This is a genomic window from Mycobacterium sp. 4D054 (assembly GCF_052245755.1).
Classification (GTDB): Bacteria; Actinomycetota; Actinomycetes; order Mycobacteriales; family Mycobacteriaceae; genus Mycobacterium.
In genome coordinates this window covers 269,407-288,062 of sequence record NZ_JBQQCF010000003.1, presented here as the reverse complement: position 1 = coordinate 288,062, position 18,656 = coordinate 269,407, and the positions used below count along the sequence as shown (strand labels likewise).

Annotated in this window: 15 protein-coding genes and 1 tRNA gene; 11 read left to right on the top strand and 5 right to left on the bottom strand. The window is 69.5% G+C overall.

The window, feature by feature from the left end; translation table 11 throughout:
- Position 1: 1 nt before the first annotated feature.
- A complete protein-coding gene (gene eno, locus ACTWP6_RS04485; RefSeq protein WP_260755072.1) occupies positions 2-1,291 on the bottom strand; it encodes a phosphopyruvate hydratase in 1,290 nt (429 codons plus the stop codon).
- A gap of 72 nt (positions 1,292-1,363) precedes the next feature.
- Positions 1,364-2,056 carry a lytic transglycosylase domain-containing protein gene (locus ACTWP6_RS04480; protein ID WP_396885562.1) on the bottom strand — a complete coding sequence of 231 codons (693 nt, stop codon included), beginning with the start codon at positions 2,054-2,056 and terminating at the stop codon, positions 1,364-1,366.
- Positions 2,057-2,295: 239 nt separating this feature from the next.
- Here ACTWP6_RS04480 and efeU point away from each other — a divergent pair, with 239 nt between their 5' ends.
- Genes efeU through efeB form a run of 3 tightly spaced genes read left to right on the top strand, consistent with a single transcriptional unit; the run spans position 2,296 to position 5,664 of the window.
- Positions 2,296-3,207, top strand: a complete 912-nt coding sequence (gene efeU, locus ACTWP6_RS04475; RefSeq protein WP_260755074.1) for an iron uptake transporter permease EfeU — start codon at positions 2,296-2,298, stop codon at positions 3,205-3,207.
- Positions 3,204-4,367: an iron uptake system protein EfeO gene (gene efeO / locus ACTWP6_RS04470; RefSeq protein ID WP_260755075.1), complete on the top strand. Its 1,164-nt coding sequence runs from the start codon at positions 3,204-3,206 to the stop codon at positions 4,365-4,367. The genes efeU and efeO overlap by 4 nt, the downstream gene beginning before the upstream one ends.
- Positions 4,348-5,664, top strand: a complete 1,317-nt coding sequence (gene efeB, locus ACTWP6_RS04465; protein ID WP_260755076.1) for an iron uptake transporter deferrochelatase/peroxidase subunit — start codon at positions 4,348-4,350, stop codon at positions 5,662-5,664. Before efeO ends, efeB begins: the two co-directional genes overlap by 20 nt.
- Positions 5,665-5,777: 113 nt before the next feature.
- Here efeB and ACTWP6_RS04460 read toward each other — a convergent pair whose 3' ends face one another.
- From ACTWP6_RS04460 to ACTWP6_RS04450, 3 genes are read right to left on the bottom strand one after another with little or no spacing between them, the layout of a single operon-like run.
- Positions 5,778-6,869 (bottom strand): nucleoside triphosphate pyrophosphohydrolase, encoded by a 1,092-nt coding sequence (locus tag ACTWP6_RS04460; protein WP_443186928.1) that lies wholly within the window; start codon positions 6,867-6,869, stop codon positions 5,778-5,780.
- Complete coding sequence (gene mfd, locus ACTWP6_RS04455) at positions 6,866-10,528, bottom strand: transcription-repair coupling factor (RefSeq protein ID WP_443186927.1); 3,663 nt, start codon at positions 10,526-10,528, stop codon at positions 6,866-6,868. The genes ACTWP6_RS04460 and mfd overlap by 4 nt, the downstream gene beginning before the upstream one ends.
- 59 nt (positions 10,529-10,587) lie before the next feature.
- Positions 10,588-11,181 (bottom strand): TetR/AcrR family transcriptional regulator, encoded by a 594-nt coding sequence (locus ACTWP6_RS04450; RefSeq protein ID WP_260758263.1) that lies wholly within the window; start codon positions 11,179-11,181, stop codon positions 10,588-10,590.
- Between the two features lie 111 nt (positions 11,182-11,292).
- Here ACTWP6_RS04450 and ACTWP6_RS04445 point away from each other — a divergent pair, with 111 nt between their 5' ends.
- The 8 genes from ACTWP6_RS04445 (at position 11,293) to ACTWP6_RS04410 (ending at position 18,648) form a co-directional block, all read left to right on the top strand.
- A complete protein-coding gene (locus tag ACTWP6_RS04445; protein ID WP_443186926.1) occupies positions 11,293-12,810 on the top strand; it encodes a PucR family transcriptional regulator in 1,518 nt (505 codons plus the stop codon).
- Positions 12,811-12,923: 113 nt separating this feature from the next.
- Positions 12,924-14,222: an NAD(P)/FAD-dependent oxidoreductase gene (locus ACTWP6_RS04440; protein ID WP_443186925.1), complete on the top strand. Its 1,299-nt coding sequence runs from the start codon at positions 12,924-12,926 to the stop codon at positions 14,220-14,222.
- A gap of 80 nt (positions 14,223-14,302) precedes the next feature.
- The gene (locus ACTWP6_RS04435) at positions 14,303-14,782 is read left to right on the top strand and encodes a GreA/GreB family elongation factor (RefSeq protein ID WP_443186924.1); all 480 of its coding nucleotides are present in this window, start codon (positions 14,303-14,305) and stop codon (positions 14,780-14,782) included.
- Between the two features lie 49 nt (positions 14,783-14,831).
- Positions 14,832-14,903 (top strand) — tRNA-Gln (locus ACTWP6_RS04430).
- Positions 14,904-14,958: 55 nt separating this feature from the next.
- The gene (gene glmU, locus ACTWP6_RS04425) at positions 14,959-16,497 is read left to right on the top strand and encodes a bifunctional UDP-N-acetylglucosamine diphosphorylase/glucosamine-1-phosphate N-acetyltransferase GlmU (RefSeq protein ID WP_443186923.1); all 1,539 of its coding nucleotides are present in this window, start codon (positions 14,959-14,961) and stop codon (positions 16,495-16,497) included.
- 103 nt (positions 16,498-16,600) lie between these two features.
- The gene (locus ACTWP6_RS04420; RefSeq protein WP_260755082.1) at positions 16,601-17,581 is read left to right on the top strand and encodes a ribose-phosphate diphosphokinase; all 981 of its coding nucleotides are present in this window, start codon (positions 16,601-16,603) and stop codon (positions 17,579-17,581) included.
- On the top strand, positions 17,582-17,986 hold the full coding sequence (gene arsC / locus ACTWP6_RS04415; RefSeq protein WP_443186922.1) for an arsenate reductase (glutaredoxin): 405 nt from the start codon (positions 17,582-17,584) through the stop codon (positions 17,984-17,986).
- Positions 17,983-18,648 carry an LpqN/LpqT family lipoprotein gene (locus tag ACTWP6_RS04410; protein WP_260755084.1) on the top strand — a complete coding sequence of 222 codons (666 nt, stop codon included), beginning with the start codon at positions 17,983-17,985 and terminating at the stop codon, positions 18,646-18,648. The genes arsC and ACTWP6_RS04410 overlap by 4 nt, the downstream gene beginning before the upstream one ends.
- The last annotated feature ends 8 nt before the right edge of the window (positions 18,649-18,656 follow it).

Here is an 18,656-nt window from a genome sequence, read left to right as displayed (position 1 = left end):
GCTATTTGGTCTCCACACTGAAACGAGGGAAGGCCAGGTCGCCGGCGTAGCGGGCCGCGTCGCCCAGCTCCTCTTCGATGCGCAGCAGCTGGTTGTACTTCGCCACCCGCTCGCTACGCGCCGGGGCGCCGGCCTTGATCTGACCGCTGCCCACCGCCACGGCGAGGTCGGCGATCGTGGTGTCCTCGGTCTCGCCGCTGCGGTGGCTCATCATCGTCTTGTAGCCGGCGTTGTGGGCCAGCGCCACCGCGTCGAGGGTCTCGGTCAGCGTGCCGATCTGGTTCACCTTGACCAGCAGCGCGTTCGCGGCGCCCCGCTCGATGCCCTCCTCGAGCCGCTCGGGGTTGGTGACGAACAGGTCGTCGCCGACCAGCTGCACCTTGTCACCGATCGCGGCGGTCAGCGCGACCCAGCCGTCCCAGTCGTCCTCGGCCAGCGGATCCTCGATGGACACCAGCGGGTACGCCCCGATCAGCTGCTCGTAGAACGCGGCCATCTGCTCGGCGGTCCGGGTCTCCTTCTCGAACGCGTAACCGGTGCCCGCGGTGTAGAACTCGGTGGCGGCGACGTCGAGCGCCAGCGCCACCTCGGAGCCGACCTTCAGACCCGCGGCCTCGATGGCGGTGGCGATCAGGTCGAGTGCTGCGGTGGTGCCGGGCAGGTCGGGGGCGAACCCGCCCTCGTCGCCCAGGCCGGTGGCCAGGCCCTGCTTCTTGAGCACCGACTTCAGCGAGTGGTACACCTCCGCACCCCACCGCAGCGCTTCCTTGAAGCTCGGGGCGCCGATCGGCGCGATCATGAACTCCTGGACGTCGACGCCGGTGTCGGCGTGCGCGCCGCCGTTGATGATGTTCATCATCGGCACCGGGAGGATGTGCGCGTTGGGACCGCCGAGGTAGCGGAACAGCGGCAGCTCCGCCGATTGCGCCGCGGCCTTGGCCACCGCCAGCGACACGCCCAGGATCGAGTTGGCGCCCAGCCGCGACTTGTCGGGGGTGCCGTCGAGATCGACGAGCGCCTGGTCGACGAGGCGCTGCTCGTCGGCGCCCAGCCCGATTACCGCCGGGGCGATCTCGTCGAGCACCGCCTCGACCGCCTTCTGGACGCCTTTGCCCAGGTAGCGGGACCCGCCGTCGCGCAGCTCGACCGCCTCGTGTTCGCCTGTGGAAGCGCCGGAGGGCACCGCGGCACGGGACACCGTGCCGTCCAGCAGACCCACCTCGACCTCGACTGTCGGATTCCCCCGGGAATCGAGGATCTCGCGGGCACCGACCTGCTCGATGATGGGCACTTTGTCGCCTCCTGGTCTCTGCTCAGACGTTTTCGGCATTGAGCCTAGATCGTGGCCCGTCAGCGAGTGCGGTCAGAGCGGATGTCCCTGCGCATACGCCGTCGCCCAGTCCCGGACCGTGCGCGCGTACTGGTCGGAATGGTTGTAGGCCCGCAGTGCGTCCATCCAGCCCCGCGCCTTGGACAGATCCTTGCCCCGCCAGCACAGATAGCCGGCCGCCGACAGCGCCGCGTCGTCGATGTTGTCGGCGCTGATGTCACCGTCGTTGTTTGCGTCGACCCCGTAAAGCCGCCACGTCTCGGGGATGAACTGCATCGGCCCCATGGCCCGCGCGTACGGCTCGTCGCCCCTGTTCTCGATCGCCGGGTCGTGGCTGACCGAATCGTGATCCATGATCACCAGGTTCCCGCCGGTTCCGTCGAGCAGCACACCGCGGATCGGTGGCGTCACCTCACCGTCGGGGGCGACTGTCGCGCCGCGGTAGGTGCCGTGGTGACTCTCCACCTGACCGATGCCGGCCAGCGTCGTCCACTTCACGTGACATCCCGGGTTCTCCACCTCGGCCACCCGCGCCGCGTAGGCGTAGGCCTCCAAGGCGGTGGCCGGGATGCCCAGCGCGGGAGCCCGTTCGGCAGCCCATTCGCGCAGCTGATCGGCCGGACGGCCCTTGGCGTAGGTGTCGACCTGCGGCACCGGGTCGCCGGGCGGGGGCGGCACTCCGTCGGGAATCACGGTGCCGAGCTGCCACGAGCAGCTCGAAGCCATGAGCAGCGCTGTCGCGCCGATCACGGCTACCGCCTGCAGCCCACGCACCCGCGTCACCGGACTCCCTCAACCCGCTCTGGTTCGTAGCCCATGTTCCCACGCACAACGGAGTAGACGACTGACACCGGGCCGGAGACCGCGGGTGTACATTTCTCGGTGCGCCTCTGAAAATGAGGGCAGCCACACCTTGCTTTGGATAGCCGAAGCACAGTGGGCGACGCGTAGCGAGGGACAATTCGATGGGTGCTGCCACCGACCATCTGGTCACCACCTACTACGCGGCCCCGAACATCACCTCACAGCTTTTTGGCAGCGGACTCATAGGTCTGAGGGAAGGCCTGGAAGCCGCGATCGTGGTGTCGATCCTGGTCGCGTTCCTGACCAAATCCGACCGCCGCGACGCGCTGCGCTGGGTGTGGTTGGGTGTCGGCGCCGCCGTGGCGCTGACCGTCACGGTGTTCCTGACCATCCAGTTCGGGTCCAACACCATCACCGGGCTGGCCGCCGAGGCGATCGCCGGCGTCGCGTCGCTGATCGCGGTCGGCATCGTCACGACCATGGTGCTGTGGATGAAGAAGGCCGCCGCCTCCCTCTCCGGTGAGCTGCGCAGCGACATGGCCCGCGCGCTGGAGACCGGACCACTGGCGGTCACGCTGCTCGCGTTCCTGGCCGTCGGCCGCGAAGGCGTCGAGACCGCGCTGTTCATGGTGGGCTATGCCGAGGCGCAGACCGTCTGGCCGCTGATCGGGCTGATCGTCGGCGTCGCCGTCGCCGGTGCTATCGCCTACGGCATCTACCGCGGCGCACTGCGCATCAACCTCGCGAAATTCTTCACCTACACCGGCGTGTTCCTGATCGTCATCGCGGCGGGCATCCTGTCGTACGGCATCGGCGCGCTCCAGACCGTCGGCTGGGTTCCCGGCCTGGCCAACAGAGCCTTCGACATCAGCACCTGGTTCGACTGGTCGTCCTGGTACGGCGAGGTCATCCAGGGCATCTTCAACGTCACACCGACCCCGACCGTGCTGCAGCTGGTCGGTTATCTGGCCTACCTCGGCGTCGTGCTGGCGCTGTTTTTGTGGCCGACACCGGCGCCGACCCGCAAGACCCCGACCACACCCGATCCCTCTCCCGAAAGGTCCACCACGTGAAGGTTCATCCCTCTGTCGCAGTGCTCGCGGCGGCCACGGCGGCGTTCGCGCTGGCCGGCTGCCAGGCCAAGGAAGAGGCGCCGGCGGCGTCCGAGTCCGAGGGCGGCGGCGCCTCCTCGGAGATCACCGTGGAGGCGTCGGACACCTCGTGCCAGTTGTCCGGCACCGAGGGCACGACCGGCGCCACCACGTTCGTCATCACCAACAACGGCAGTAAGGTCACCGAGTTCTACGTCTACGGCGAGGGCGAACGGGTGATGGGCGAGGTCGAGAACATCTCCCCCGGCCTGCAGCGCAAGCTGATCGTGCAGCTCAGCCAGCCCGGCACCTACCAGACCGCCTGCAAGCCGGGCATGATCGGCGACGGCATCCGCGGCGACTTCACCGTCACCGGCGACGAGGTGCAGATCGACACCGAGGGCAAGTTCAAAGAGGCCGCCGACAACTACAAGCGCTACGTCAACAGCCAGGTCGAGGCGCTGGTCCCGGCCGTCGAGGCGTTCGTGGCGGCCATCAAATCCGGCGACATCGAGGGCGCCAAGGCGCAGTACCCGACCTCGCGCGTGTACTACGAGCGCATCGAGCCCGTCGCCGAGTCGTTCCCCGACGACCTCGATCCACGCATCGATCTGCGCGAGGCCGACCTGGAGCCCGGCCAGAAGTGGACCGGCTTCCACCGGCTGGAGAAGGACCTGTGGGTGACCGGCCCGCACCCCGACACCAATGAGATCGCCGATCAGCTGGTCGCCGACGTCAAGGAGCTGCAGGCCGGGGTCAGTGCACCGGACTTCACGGTGGACTCCACCCAGATCGCCGGCGGTGCGCAGGGTCTGCTCGACGAGATCGCCACCAGCAAGATCACCGGTGAAGAGGACATCTTCAGCCACACCGACCTGTGGGACTTCAACGCCAACCTGCAGGGGTCGCAGACCGCGGTGGCGTCGGTGCGCCCGATCCTTGACGAGCGCAACCCGGACCTGGGCACTCGGGTCGACCAGCGCTTCGAGGAAGTCGAAGCCCTCTTGGAGAAGTACCGCGAAGGCGATGGTTTCGTGCTGTACGACAAGGTGACTGAGCCTGAACGACAGGAGCTCTCGCGCGCGATCGATGCGCTGAGCAAGGAGGTAAGCCAGGTGCAAGGTGTCATCGCACCCCAATGACCCGGAGTCGCCGGTCGAGCCCGAACCACAGCGGTCCGGGCTCAGCCGGCGCAAGCTCTTCGGCGCCGCGGGTGTCACCGCGGCGGTGGTCGGCGCGGCCGGTGCGGGAGCACTGGCCGGCCGCGCGTCGGCCGCCTCGACGCCCAACTACCTGGACACCGCGGTGCCGTTCCGCGGCGAGCATCAGGCGGGCATCGTCACCGAAGCCCAGGACCGGATGCACTTCGCGACGTTCGACGTGACCACCAGGAGCCGCGACGACGTCGTCAAGATGCTGGCCGACTGGACCGAGATGGCCGAACGGATGACGCAGGGCAAGGAGGCGTTCCCGAACGGCTCCACCGGCCAGAACCCGTACTCCCCGCCGACCGACACCGGCGAGGCGCTGGGCTTGCCTCCGTCGCAGTTGACGCTGACCATTGGGTTCGGGCCGTCGTTCTTCGTCAAGGACGGCGTGGACCGGTTCGGGATCGCCGACAAGCGGCCCGCCGAACTCGTCGACCTGCCGAAGTTCCCGAACGAGAAGATCGATCCGGCCCGCAGCGGCGGCGACATCGTCGTGCAGGCCTGTGCCAACGATCCGCAGGTGGCCGTGCACGCGATCCGCAACCTGGCCAGGATCGGCTTCGGCACCGTCGCGGTGCGCTACTCGCAGCTGGGGTTCGGCCGCACCTCGTCGACCACGCGGGAGCAGACCACACCGCGAAACCTGTTCGGATTCAAGGACGGAACGGCCAATCTGCGCTCGGATGAGACCGACAAGCTGGACAGGTTCGTGTGGGTCGGCGACGGCGACGGGCCGGCGTGGCTGACCGGCGGCACCTACCTGGTGGCACGGCGGATCCGGATGCGCATCGAACAGTGGGACCGCACCACGCTGCTCGAGCAGGAGCGGGTGATCGGCAGGCAGAAGGGCAGCGGCGCCCCGATGGGGCTGACCGACGAGTTCGAGGAACTCGACCTCGACCTGACCGACGACAAGGACAAGCCGTTGATCGATCCGGTGGCCCATGTCCGTCTGGCGTCGCCGCAGAACCTGGGCGGCATCGAGATCCTGCGTCGCGGCTACAACTTCACCGACGGTTCGGACGGCTTCGGCCATCTCGACGCGGGGTTGTTCTTCATCGCGTTCGTGCGCAACCCCGTGACGCAGTTCGTGCCGATGCAGAACGCGATCTCGCGCAACGATGCGATGAACGAGTACGTCACCCCTACCAGCTCGGCCGTATTCGCCTGTCCCCCAGGTATTCCCGACGGTGACACGTCGACGTTCTGGGGCTCCACGCTGTTCGACTGAGCTTCGGGCCTGGTCCCGGCGCGCCGGTTGACGTCGCTTTCGCCTCACACGTCACACCTATCCACGTTTGGCAGCGAAAGTACGAGAGCAGCGCTGAAAAGCGTGGATACCTGTTACTTCTGGGACTCGACGCCCAGGGCTTCCCCGGACTCGACGCCCTCGATGTCCCCGGCCTCCAGGAGCGCCTCGGGTTCCTGAAGCGCCCCGGGTTCCTGAAGCTCCTCGGGTTCCTGAAGCGCCCCGGCTTCCTGGAGCGCCCCGGGTTCGCCCGGCCAGTGAGCGCGCCATTGGCCGGCGGAGATGACTCCGTGCGGGGCGTCATCGAGTTGCTCGGCCACGTCGGCGCTGCGCCGCGCCGCCGTCGCCGCCCGCTCGGCGGCACGCACATCGGCCATGAACTCCAGAACCGCCGAGCGCAACGCGTTCTCGGCGTCGATGTCGGCCGACACCGTCACCGTCGTGATCGCCGCCGGCACCAGATCCGCAGGCACCCCGCCGGTCTCGGCGCGGGCCAGCACCTTCTGCGCCAGCGCCAGCGCGGGCTGCGCGGTGGGAATGTCGTCCATGATGGACTCCCGCGTGGAGCGCTCCAGGGCCTTGCGCTGCTCCCACTGCGCCAGCTGGTCTTCCAGCGAGATCGATTCTCCGGCAAGGACTGCCGGCACCCGGTTGCCGAGCTTGCGGACCAGCGCGTCGGCCACGTCGTCGATGTCGAACGCGTTCTCGGGGGCATCCTCGGCGATGCGGGCGTGGAACAGCACCTGCAGCAGCACGTCGCCGAGCTCGTCGCGCAGCTGGCTCAGGTCCCCGCCGTGCACCGCGTCGAACAGCTCGTAGGTCTCCTCCAGCAGGTACCGCCGCAGCGAATCGTGGGTCTGCCGGCTCTCCCACGGCCCGGCGGTGCGCAGCTTGTCCATCAGCGCGACCGCGTCCACCAGACGTTCACCGGGCTGCGCGGCGGGTGCGGAGATCACCCTCTCCCCCGCCGCGATCCGTGCTGCGACGGCCGGGTGCTCGCGGTCCGAGGACAGCAGCACCGCCGCGGGTTCGTCGCCGGAACCGGCCAGGCAGGGCCGCGCCGACGGCAGCGACCACGGCACCTTGATCGGCATCTCCTCGGTGTACTGCACGTCACCGGCCAGCAGATCGATCGCCTCGATGGGAATCAGCGACGGACGCCGCGGGTCCACCAGGACGACCGTCATGAGCCACCTCCGAACTTGGTTATATCAACTTCCCCGTCCGGTTTCCCATCGATGGCCAGCAACAATCCCGCCACGAACGCCACCAGTTCGACGTCGCGGATGCGCGGCGAGCCCACCCCGCTGCCCGCGCGCGGGATCGGCACCTGCACCGTCGAGGTGGTGGCGCGGTAATTCGCCCCCGAATAGAGCCGCTTGAGCCGCAGCTGCGCCGAGTCCGGCAGCGTCAACGGCGCGATCCGCAACGTCGACGCCGACGGGGCGCCGATCTCGGTGACGCCGTGCGCACGCGCCAGCAGCCGCAGCCGTGCGACCGCGACCAGCCGCAGCGCCGGCTCGGGCAGTGGCCCGTAGCGGTCGACGAGCTCTTCAACAACCCGGTCCACCGCGTCGTCATCCGGCGCCGCGGCCAGCCGGCGATAGGCCTCCAACCGCAGCCGGTCGCTGCCGATGTAGTCCGGTGGCAGATGCGCATCGACCGGCAGGTCGATCCGGACATCCTTCGGTTCTTCAGCTGTGGCAACGGTTTTCCCGTCCGCGGCGGCCCGATACGCCTCCACGGCCTCACCGACCAGCCGCACGTACAGGTCGAAGCCGACGCCGGCGACGTGCCCGGACTGCTCGGCGCCCAATACGTTTCCGGCGCCGCGGATTTCGAGGTCCTTCATCGCCACCGCCATGCCCGCGCCCAGGTCGTTGTTCTGCGCGATGGTGGCCAGCCGGTCATAGGCGGTCTCGGTCAGCGGAACCTCGGGCGGATACAGGAAGTACGCGTAGCCGCGTTCCCGGGACCGGCCCACCCGGCCGCGCAGCTGGTGCAGCTGCGACAGCCCGAAAGTGTCCGCGCGCTCGACGATCAGCGTGTTGGCGTTCGAGATGTCCAGCCCGGTCTCGACGATCGTGGTGCACACCAAAATGTCGTACTCCCGGTTCCAGAACCCCTCGACGGTCTTCTCGAGCTGCTCCTCGGGCATCTGCCCGTGCGCGACCGCCACCCGCGCCTCGGGCACCAACTGGCGCACCTTGGCCGCGGCGGAGTCGATGGTGCGCACCCGGTTATGGATGTAGAACGCCTGCCCGTCGCGCAGCATCTCGCGGCGCAGCGCCGCGGCGACCTGCTTGTCGTCGTGCGGGCCGACGTAGGTCAGCACCGGGTAGCGCTCCTCTGGCGGAGTCAGGATCGTCGACATCTCGCGGATGCCGGCCAGGCTCATCTCCAGAGTGCGCGGGATCGGGGTGGCGCTCATGGTCAGCACGTCGACGTGGGTGCGCATCGACTTGATGTGCTCCTTGTGCTCGACGCCGAACCGCTGCTCCTCGTCGACGATGACCAGACCGAGGTCCTTCCACGTCACGCCGGTCTGCAGCAGCCGGTGGGTGCCGATCACGATGTCGACCGACCCGTCCTTCATGCCCTCGATGGTGGCGCGGGACTCGGCCGGGTCGGTGAACCGCGACAACCCCTTCACGGTGACCGGGAAGCCCGTCATCCGCGCGGTGAACGTCTGCAGGTGCTGATCGGCCAGCAGTGTGGTCGGCACCAGCACCGCGACCTGCTTGCCGTCCTGGACCGCCTTGAACGCCGCCCGCACCGCAATCTCGGTCTTGCCGTAGCCGACGTCGCCGCAGATCACCCGGTCCATCGGGACCGGCTTTTCCATGTCGGACTTGACCTCGGTGATCGCGGTGAGCTGGTCGACGGTTTCGGTGAATCCGAACGCGTCCTCCATCTCGGTCTGCCACGGCGTGTCCGGGTTGAACGCGTGCCCGGCCGAGGCCTGCCGCTTGGCGTACAGCGCGACAAGCTCGGCGGCGATCTCGCGCACCGCGCGGCGCGCCTTGGTCTTGGTGTTGGCCCAGTCGCTGCCGCCGAGCCGGCTCAGCGTGGGCGCCTCCCCGCCGACGTAGCGGGACAGCTGGTCCAGCGAGTCCATCGGCACATACAGCTTGTCGGTGCCCCCACCCCGCTTGGAAGACGCGTACTCTAACACCAAGTACTCGCGGCGCGCGCCGCCGACCACCCGCTCGGTCATCTCGACGAAGCGCCCGATGCCGTGCTGATCGTGCACCACCAGATCGCCCGCGGTCAGCGCGAGCGGGTCGACGACGTTGCGGCGTTTGGCGGCGAGCTTCTTGCCCTCGGTGGCCGACGCTCGGTTGCCGGTCAGATCGGTCTCGGTGACCACCACAAGATTGGCGCCGGGGAACACCGCACCGTCGTGCAGCGGCCCCTTGATCACCCCGACCACGCCCGCCCTGGGCTGCTCACCCGGCTCCAGAACGGTTGCGGGCGTGTCGGTTTCGGAGAGCTGCTCGACCACCCGCTTGCAGGTTCCGCTGCCCGGGGTGACGACCGCGCCGTAGCCGCCGGTGACCACGTGGGCGCGCAGCATCGCGAAGATCTCATCGAGGGTGTGCTGTTGGCCCCGCGCTGTCGGCGCGGGCCGGATGTCGACGGTGATCGAGTCCCCCGAACCGCTGTCGAGCTGGCTCAGCGTCCACCACGGATGCCCACCGGCCCGGGCCGCGTCCCGGGCGTCGTCGAACCCGACGTAGCCCGACGCGCCGAGCGTCTCGATGTCGATGGGCACGTCCCCGCCGACGGCCGCGGTCGACCACGACGCCTCCAGGAACTCCCGGCCCGTCTTGATCAGGTCGGCCGCGCGGGTGCGCACCTTCTCCGGATCGCACACCAGTATCGGCGTGCCGTCGGGCAGATGGTCGGGCAGCGTCGCGAAGTCGCTGGGCCGCAACAGCGGAAGAAGTGCCTCCATGCCGTCCACCGGGATGCCCTCGGCCAGCCGGGCCAGCATGTCCGGCACGCTGCCCGGCACACTGTTCTCCAGCACCGGATTCTCGGCCGACAGCGCCGCGGCGCGCTCGCGAACGTCGGCGGTCAGCAGCAGCTCGCGACACGGCACCGCGATCATCGTGTCGATCTCGATCTCGGGGATCGACCGCTGATCGGCGACCGAGAACATCCGCATCTCGGAGATCTCGTCGCCCCAGAACTCGATGCGCACCGGGTGTTCGGCCGTCGGCGGGAAGACGTCGAGAATGCCGCCGCGGACCGCGAATTCACCGCGCTTGCCGACCATGTCCACCCGGGTGTAGGCCAGGTCGACCAGACGTGCGACCGTCGCGTCGAAGTCCGTCTCGTCACCGACGGTCAGCGTGACCGGGTTGACCTCGGCCAGATCGGGGGCCATCGGCTGCAGCAGCGACCGCGCGGTCGTCACCACGACCCGCAACGGCGGCCCGAGCCGGGCGTCGCCGGGGTGGGCCAGCCGGCGCAGCAGCATCATGCGCGCGCCGACGGTGTCCACACCGGGCGAGAGCCGCTCGTGCGGCAACGTCTCCCACGACGGGAACAGCGCGACGGTGTCGCCGAAGACGCCCTGCAGTTCGGCGGTCAGGTCGTCGGCCTCCCGGCCGGTGGCGGTGACCACCAGCAGCGGTGCGGCTTCGGCCGATGCCGGCGCGACCGGCGTGGCCAGCGCGGACGCGACGAACACCCGCGCGCTGGCGGGCCCGACGAGATGGAGATCGGCAGGCCGGTCGGCGGCGCGGCGGGAGATCTCCTGCAGACAGGGATCGCGCAGTGCCAGTTCGACGAGGCCCGCGATCGGGGTGTGGACATGGGGGGTCCCCGATACGGTCATGATGCGTCCATCGTAGGCACTCGCCTGCCCGGGCCCCGGGCACCGCAGCCCCCGGGCGGTCACTCCTCGTGCAGCACCGGGTCCGACTCGAGGTGGGTCAACCCGTTCCAGCACAGGTTGACCAGGTGGGCGGCGACGACCTCTTTCTTCGGCTCGCGCACGTCGAGCCACCACTGCGCGGCCATCGACACCGAGCCGACCAGCGCCTGCGCGTACAGCGGCGCCAGGTCGGGGTCCAGCCCGCGGCGGGAGAAATCCCCGGCCAGGATCGAGGCGACCTGGCTCACCGCGTCGTTGAGCAGCGTCGAGTACGTGCCCGAGGTGATGCTGGCCGGTGAGTCGCGGATCAGGATGCGGAAGCCGTCGGTGTGTTCCTCGACATAGGTCAGCAGCGCCAGCGCCACCCGTTCCACCCGCACCCGGGACCTGTTGTTGGTCAGCGAGCGGGTGATGCCGTCGAGCAGCGCCGACATCTCACGGTCGACGACGACCGCGTACAGACCTTCCTTACCGCCGAAATGCTCGTAGACCACCGGCTTGGACACGTTGGCCCGCAGCGCGATCTCCTCGATCGAGGTGCCGTCGAAGCCGCGCTCGGCGAACAGCGACTTCGCGATCTCGATCAACTGCTGGCGCCGCTCGGTGCCGGTCATCCGTGCGCGCGGGGCGCGCACGTGTACGTCGGAACCGCCCGGTTTGTCGGACACAGCCACGCGTCACAGGGTAGACGGTGCAGGCTGCTGCCCCGGGTAGCGTCGACCCTCATGATCACGCTGGACCGGCTGATCAACGTCCTCGGCGGGTACGGTGCGCGCTGGCACGGCGGCGCCGCGGACCGGCAGACCGAACTGCGCAGCGTCGTGCTTCCCGAGGAGGTCGACGGCCGCACCGTCTCGGGCGATGTGCTACTCGCCGTCGGGGCCACCTCGCAGGCCGACGCGCTTCGGTGGGCGCGGGCCGCCCGCGCCGTCGTCGTGCTCACCCGCTGTGAGGACGACGGGTCACCCACCGGCGCCGACCCCGACGGTGTCGCGGTGGTGGTCGTTGATCCGGCGATGCCGTGGAGCGAGTTCGCCGCGATCGTGTACGGGCTGGTCATGGAGGGCCGCGAGACCGAGTCGGGTCGCGGACCCACCGATCTGTTCGCCCTCGCCGACAGCCTGGCGGGGGCGGTCGGCGGCGCCGTCGTGATCGAGGACCGCGCCTCGCAGGTGCTGGCGTTCTCCCGCGGCCAGCAGGACGCGGACCCGGGGCGCGCTGCGACGATCCTGGGGCGACAGGCGCCGCCGGCACTGCGGGAGGTGTTCGAGTCCTACGGCGTGTTCGCGCACCTGGCGGCGTCCGACGATCCGGTGTTCGTGCCGGGCGACGCGGCCATCGGGCTGACCGGCCGCATGGTGGTGGCCGCCCGCGCCGGGCGCGAACTGCTCGGTTCGGTGTGGGTGGCGTGCGCGAGCCCGCTCACCGGGGAGCAGCGCCGCGCGCTGGCCGACGGCGCACACACCGTCGCACTGCATCTGCTGCGCTCCCGGGCCAGCGCCGACCTGGAACGTCAGGTCGAGTCGGAACTTGTGATCCGGCTGCTGGAGTCCCCGGCCGACGCCGCGACGCTGGCCAGCCGGCTCGGGCTGCCTCCGGCGTCGCTGCGGGTCATCGCGCTGCGCGCCGGCGACGAGGGCAGCAGGCACGCGGCTTTGCTGCAGATCTTCGAGCGTGCCACCGCGGGCTTCGGTTGGTCCCGGCCCTCGCGCAGCGCGCTGGCCGACGCCACGGTCTACACGGTGCTGGCCGCCGAACAGGTCGCGGTCGCGCGGGACTGGGTGCATGCGTTGATCGCGACGCTGCCCGAGCAGCTGACCGTGCAGGCCGGGATCAGCGCTCCCGCGGCCGCCGGGGAACTCGCCGTCGCGCGCGCCGAGGCCGACGAGTGCCTGGCGCTGCAGGAGGGCACCGCGACCGCCGTGCCGCCGGCCTACGACGAGTCGTGGGACGACCTGGTGTTGCGGCGGCTGCGCACCGCGGCCCGCAGCGGCCGGACGCCGCACCGGGGCGCGGTCGCCGAACTGCGCGACCACGACCGGACCCACGGCACCGCCTACGTCGCGACGTTGCGGACCTGGCTGCAGGAGCACGGCGATCCCGGGCGCACCGCCGCCGCGCTCGGCGTGCACGAGAACACCGTGCGCTACCGGATGCGACGGATGGCCGAACTGACCGACCTTCGTCTCGACGACGCCGACAAGCGTTTCGCGATGATGATCGAACTCGCCGTGCTGCCCTGACGTTTGTCCTGACGCGACATTTCACTAGGACTGGTTTGTCGACGACGCACAACACCCGCGGTCATCGGCCACCGCACGATGGAGTCGTCCGTAGCGGTGAGGGAGGTCGTGCGATGTCATGCGGGTCAGGGATGGATGGCGGTCCCCGATCTGTGATCGTCGTGGGCGCCGGCATCGTCGGCCTGTCCACGGCATGGTTCCTGCAAGACAGGGGCGTCGAGGTCACGGTCGTGGACCGGGCCGGCGTCGCGGCGGGCGCGTCCTGGGGTAACGCCGGCTGGGTGTCTCCCGCGCTCACCGCCCCGCTGAACTCGCCGTCGGTGCTGCGTGAAGGGCTGCGCGCACTTCTCGACCCCGCCGCGCCGCTGCACATACCGCTGCGCGCCGACACCGCGCTGGCGCGGTTTCTGACGCGGTTCGCCGCGAACTGCCGGCCCAGCTCCTGGCGGCACGCCGTCGAGGCCAACGCGGCGCTCAACAACGAGGCCATCGAGACGTTCGACGTCCTCGTCTCCAACGGCGTCGAGGCGCCGGTGACCGACACCTCGCTGGCCGTCGCCTTCCGGGACGCCGGCAACGCCGCCCGGTTCCTGACCGAACTGAGCCACATGCGGACCTGCGATCAGGACCTCTGTGTGGAGGTGCTGACCGGCGCGGCGCTGCAGGAGCAGGTCCCGCTCGCCTCACCGGAGGTCGCGACCGTGGTGAACGTGTCCGGTCAGCGGTTCGTCGACCCCGGCCGCTTCAGCCACGCGCTCGCGCACGCCGTCGCCGAGCGGGGCGCCACGATGCGCACCGGTGAGGTGCGTGGCGTGTCCGGCACCGCCGGCGGCGCCCGCGTCGACCTGCGCTCGGGTGAATCGGTGGGTGCCGACGCCGTCGTGCTGGCCGCCGGCGCCTGGTTGCCCGAGCTGACCGGACGCCGGGTGCGTGTCGGGCTGCAGGCCGGGCGCGGTTACTCGTTCACGGTGCCGGTCGACCGCCCGCTGCCGGGACCGATCTACCTGCCCGAGGCGCGGGTGGCGTGCACGCCCTACCGCGGCGGGCTGCGGGTGGCGGGCACCATGGAGTTCCGCCGGCCGTCCGAACCGATGGCGCACCGCCGAATCCACGCGATCATCGCGTCGGCGGCCCCGCTGCTGGACGGCGTGAAATGGGACGAGCGCACCGACCTGTGGGTCGGCCCGCGCCCGGTCACCGATGACGGCAAACCGTTGATCGGCAGGCTCGGCGCCGGCGTGTACGTCGCCGGGGGGCACGGGATGTGGGGTCTGGCCCACGGCCCGGCCACCGGCCGATTGCTGGCCGAACAGATCGTGACCGGGAAACAACCGGAGGCGATGCGGCCGTTCGACCCGCTGCGCGGGCGCGGATCCGCCGCCGACGACGATCTGCTCACTCTTCCCCTCTGACGAGGGTCACCTGGTCGTCAGGGGCGGTGTCATCATCCCGCCCCTGACGACGATCACTCCCACCGGAAAAGGAACCGAACGTGCAACCCACCGAACACATCTGGATGACCCCGCGGGCCCGCGAGAGCCTGGAACGGGAACTGGCCGAACTGATGGCCGTGCCCAACCCGGCGGGCGCCGACGAATCCGACCGCACCGACCAGGTGGTCGACGCGTGGCTGGCCCGCAAGGAACGCATCCGCCAGATCCACGAACTGCTGAGCCGGGCCGACCTTGCGGTCAGCCCCGCCGATGACGGTGTCGCCGAACCGGGCATGGTGCTCACCGTGCGGTTCGACGACACGGGCGACACCGAGACCTTCCTGCTCGGCACCCGCGGGACCGCCGACTCCGAACTGGACGTCTACAGCGTCAACTCGCCGCTGGGCAGCGCGCTGCTCGGTGCCACCCCGGGACACCAGCGCAGTTACCAGTTACCGAACGGCAGCACCCAATCGGTGACGATCCTGGCCGCCAAGCCGTACGGCGCGCACCAGGCCGGGGAGCCGGCGACGCGGTGAAACCGCCACCGGCGGTGGGTTAGAGTCGCACGCGTACCTCGTTGACCGGTCCGTCGTGGTGTAATCGGCAGCACCTCTGATTTTGGTTCAGATAGTTCAGGTTCGAGTCCTGGCGACGGAGCAGTGCGGCTTGCCCGAGCGGATCCGGCTGCGCTCCGCGATCCGGAAGGACATCTATGCGTGACGCCGCGGTGCTGATTCTGGCGGCGGGTGCGGGCACCCGGATGAAGTCCGACATTCCCAAGGTTCTGCACACCCTGGCCGGTCGCAGCATGCTGGCGCACGCTGTGCACTCGGTGGCCGCGGTCGAACCGCGTCATCTCGTGGTGGTGGTCGGCAAGGACCGCGAACGTGTCACCCCGGCAGCGTCGGAGCTCGGACAGGCGCTGGGCCGCGACATCGAGATCGCGGTCCAGGATCAGCAGCGCGGCACAGGACATGCCGTCGAATGCGGCTTGGCCGTGCTGCCCGGGGACTTCGCCGGCGTGGTGGTGGTGACCGCGGGCGATGTTCCGCTCCTGGACGCGCACACGCTCGACGGGCTGATCGCCGCCCACACCGCGCAGGCCGCGGTCGTCACGGTACTGACCACCACACTGGCCGACCCGACCGGCTACGGGCGCATCCTGCGCAGTTCCGAAGCCGAAGGCGGCGGGGTGATGGGCATCGTCGAGCAGGCCGATGCCACCCCGTCGCAGCAGGCGATCACCGAGGTCAATGCCGGCGTCTACGCCTTCGACGTGACCGCGCTGCGTTCGGCGCTGGGCCGGCTCAAGGCGGACAACGCCCAGGGTGAGCTGTATCTGACCGACGTGATCGGGATCGTGCGCTCGGACGGCGGCGCGGTGCGCGCCCGGCACATCGACGACACCGCGCTGGTCACCGGGGTCAACGACCGCGTGCAGCTGGCGGCGGTGGCCGCGGTGCTGAACCGACGCATCGTCGAACGGCATCAGCGCGCGGGTGTCACGATCATCGACCCGGCGTCGACCTGGATCGACGTCGACGTGACGATCGGCCGCGACACCGTGGTGCGGCCCGGCACCCAACTGCTGGGGTCGACGGTCGTCGGCGAGCACTGCGAGATCGGCCCTGACACCACGCTGACCGACGTCACCGTCGGCGACGGAGCGCAGGTGGTCCGCACCCACGGCTCCGATTCGGTCATCGGCGCCGACGCCGTCGTCGGCCCGTTCACCTATCTGCGGCCCGGCACCGAACTCGGCGCGGCCGGCAAGCTCGGGGCGTTCGTCGAGACCAAGAACGCGACGATCGGCACCGGCACCAAGGTGCCGCACCTGACCTACGTCGGCGACGCCGACATCGGCGAGCACAGCAACATCGGCGCGTCGAGTGTGTTCGTCAACTACGACGGAGAGTCCAAGAGCCGCACCACGATCGGCTCCCACGTGCGCACCGGGTCGGACACCATGTTCGTCGCGCCGGTGACTGTGGGGGACGGGGCCTACACCGGGGCCGGCACGGTGGTGCGCGAGGACGTCCCGCCGGGCGCGCTGGCCGTGTCGGCAGGTCCGCAGCGCAACATCGAAGGCTGGGTGGCGCGCAAGCGGCCGGGCAGCAAGGCCGCGACCGCTGCGGCAGCGGCGAATCAGACAGAAGCTGCGGCAGCGGCAAATCAGACAGAAGCTGCGGCAGCGGCGAATCGGACGACCGAGGAAGCCGGCGCTTCCGGCGGCGGGGCTACCCGCGAGTAGCTTTTCGTCGCCGTTTATTGGCATTCTGGTAACCCGCCACCGTCCGTGCCTGACCGCTACGTACGATGGCCCCGTATCGATCGCCGACGCCGAGGGCAGCCCCGTGAGCCACGACTGGACCGACAACCGCAAGAACCTGATGCTCTTCTCGGGCCGGGCTCACCCCGAACTGGCCGAGCAGGTGGCCAAGGAACTCGACGTTCCCGTGACCGCCCAGAGCGCCCGCGACTTTGCCAACGGCGAGATCTTCGTCCGCTTCGACGAATCGGTCCGCGGCTGCGACGCGTTCGTGCTCCAGTCCCATCCGGCGCCGCTGAACCAGTGGCTGATGGAACAGCTGATCATGATCGACGCGCTCAAGCGGGGTAGCGCCAAGCGCATCACCGCGATCCTGCCGTTCTACCCCTATGCCCGGCAGGACAAGAAGCACCGTGGCCGTGAGCCGATCTCGGCCCGCCTGGTGGCCGACCTGCTCAAGACCGCCGGCGCCGACCGCATCGTCACCGTCGACCTGCACACCGACCAGATCCAGGGCTTCTTCGACGGACCTGTCGACCACATGCGGGCCCAGAAGCTGCTCACCGGCTACATCGCCGACAACTACGCCGACCACGACATGGTCGTCGTCTCCCCCGACTCCGGCCGCGTGCGCGTGGCCGAGAAGTGGGCCGACGCCCTCGGCGGGGTCCCGCTGGCCTTCATCCACAAAACGCGCGACCCGCTGGTGCCCAACCAGGTGAAGTCCAACCGCGTCGTCGGCGACGTCAAGGGCAAGACCTGCGTCCTGACCGACGACATGATCGACACCGGCGGCACCATCGCCGGCGCGGTCAGGCTGCTCAAACAGGGCGGCGCCGGTGAGGTGATCATCGCCGCCACGCACGGAGTGCTGTCGGATCCGGCACGTGAACGGCTGGCTGAATCGGGGGCCTGCGAGGTGATCGTCACCAACACGCTGCCGATCAGCGAGGAGAAGCGCTTCCCGCAGCTGACCGTGCTGTCGATCGCGCCGCTGCTGGCCAACACGATCCGCGCGGTGTTCGACAACGGTTCGGTGACAAGCCTTTTCGACGGGTCCGCCTAGATGGCGCAATCCGATGGGCAGCCCGCCGTATCCGATGGGCGGCCCGCCGTATCCGATGGGCGGCCCGCCGCCGTCATCTACCACAACCCCAAGTGCTCCACGTCGCGCAAGACGCTGGACCTGTTGCGCGAGAACGGGATCGAGCCCGAGATCGTGCAGTACCTGAAGAACCCTCCCACGCGTGCGGAGCTGGCCAAGATGATCGCCGACGCCGGAATCGACGTGCGCACCGCTGTGCGTAAGCGCGAATCGCTGTATACCGAGCTTGATCTGGCGTCCGCGTCGGACGACGAACTGCTCGACGCGATGGCCGAGAACCCGATCCTGATCGAGCGCCCCTTCGTGGTTACCGGGAAGGGCGCCCGGCTGGCACGTCCGATCGACAACGTCCGAGAGATTCTGTGACAGCACGCCTGCCGGCGACGCTGGCGGTCGCGGCCACGCTGGCGGTGACGGGGTGCGCCACCGAAACCCCCGACTACCAGTCTGTCTGGTCGACGCCGAGCAGTACGTCGGCGGCGCCGACCGCCGTCGCCGAGGACGCCATGTCGATCGCGACGTTCCTGGAGCAGGCCGGGGTCATCGGAGAGCCGGTGGCGCCCGACCAGCTCACCGATCTCACCGTGTCGATACCGACACCGCAGGGCTGGCAGCCTTACCGGAACTCGAACCTGGCGCCGGGCACCCGGGTGATCGCCAAGGGCGACACGTATCCGACCGCGATGCTGATGGTGTTCGAACTCAACGGAGATTTCGACGTCAACGAAGCGCTGGGCCACGCCAACGTCGACGCGCAGAAGTCGGAGAACTTCCGCGAACTCAACGCGTCCCGCGAGGACTTCAACTCGTTTCCGTCGTCGATGATCGAGGGCAGCTACGACCTCAACGGCGCCCGGATGCACAGCTACAACCGCATCGTCATCGCCACCGGCGCACCGCCGCAGCGGCAGCGATACCTGGTGCAGCTCACCGTGACCGGGTTCGCCGACGAGGCCGCCGCCGACGGGCCGGACGTCGAGCAGATCATCGGTGGGTTCACCGTCGCGGTGCCCAAGCCGAGCCGCTGAAATTAGGG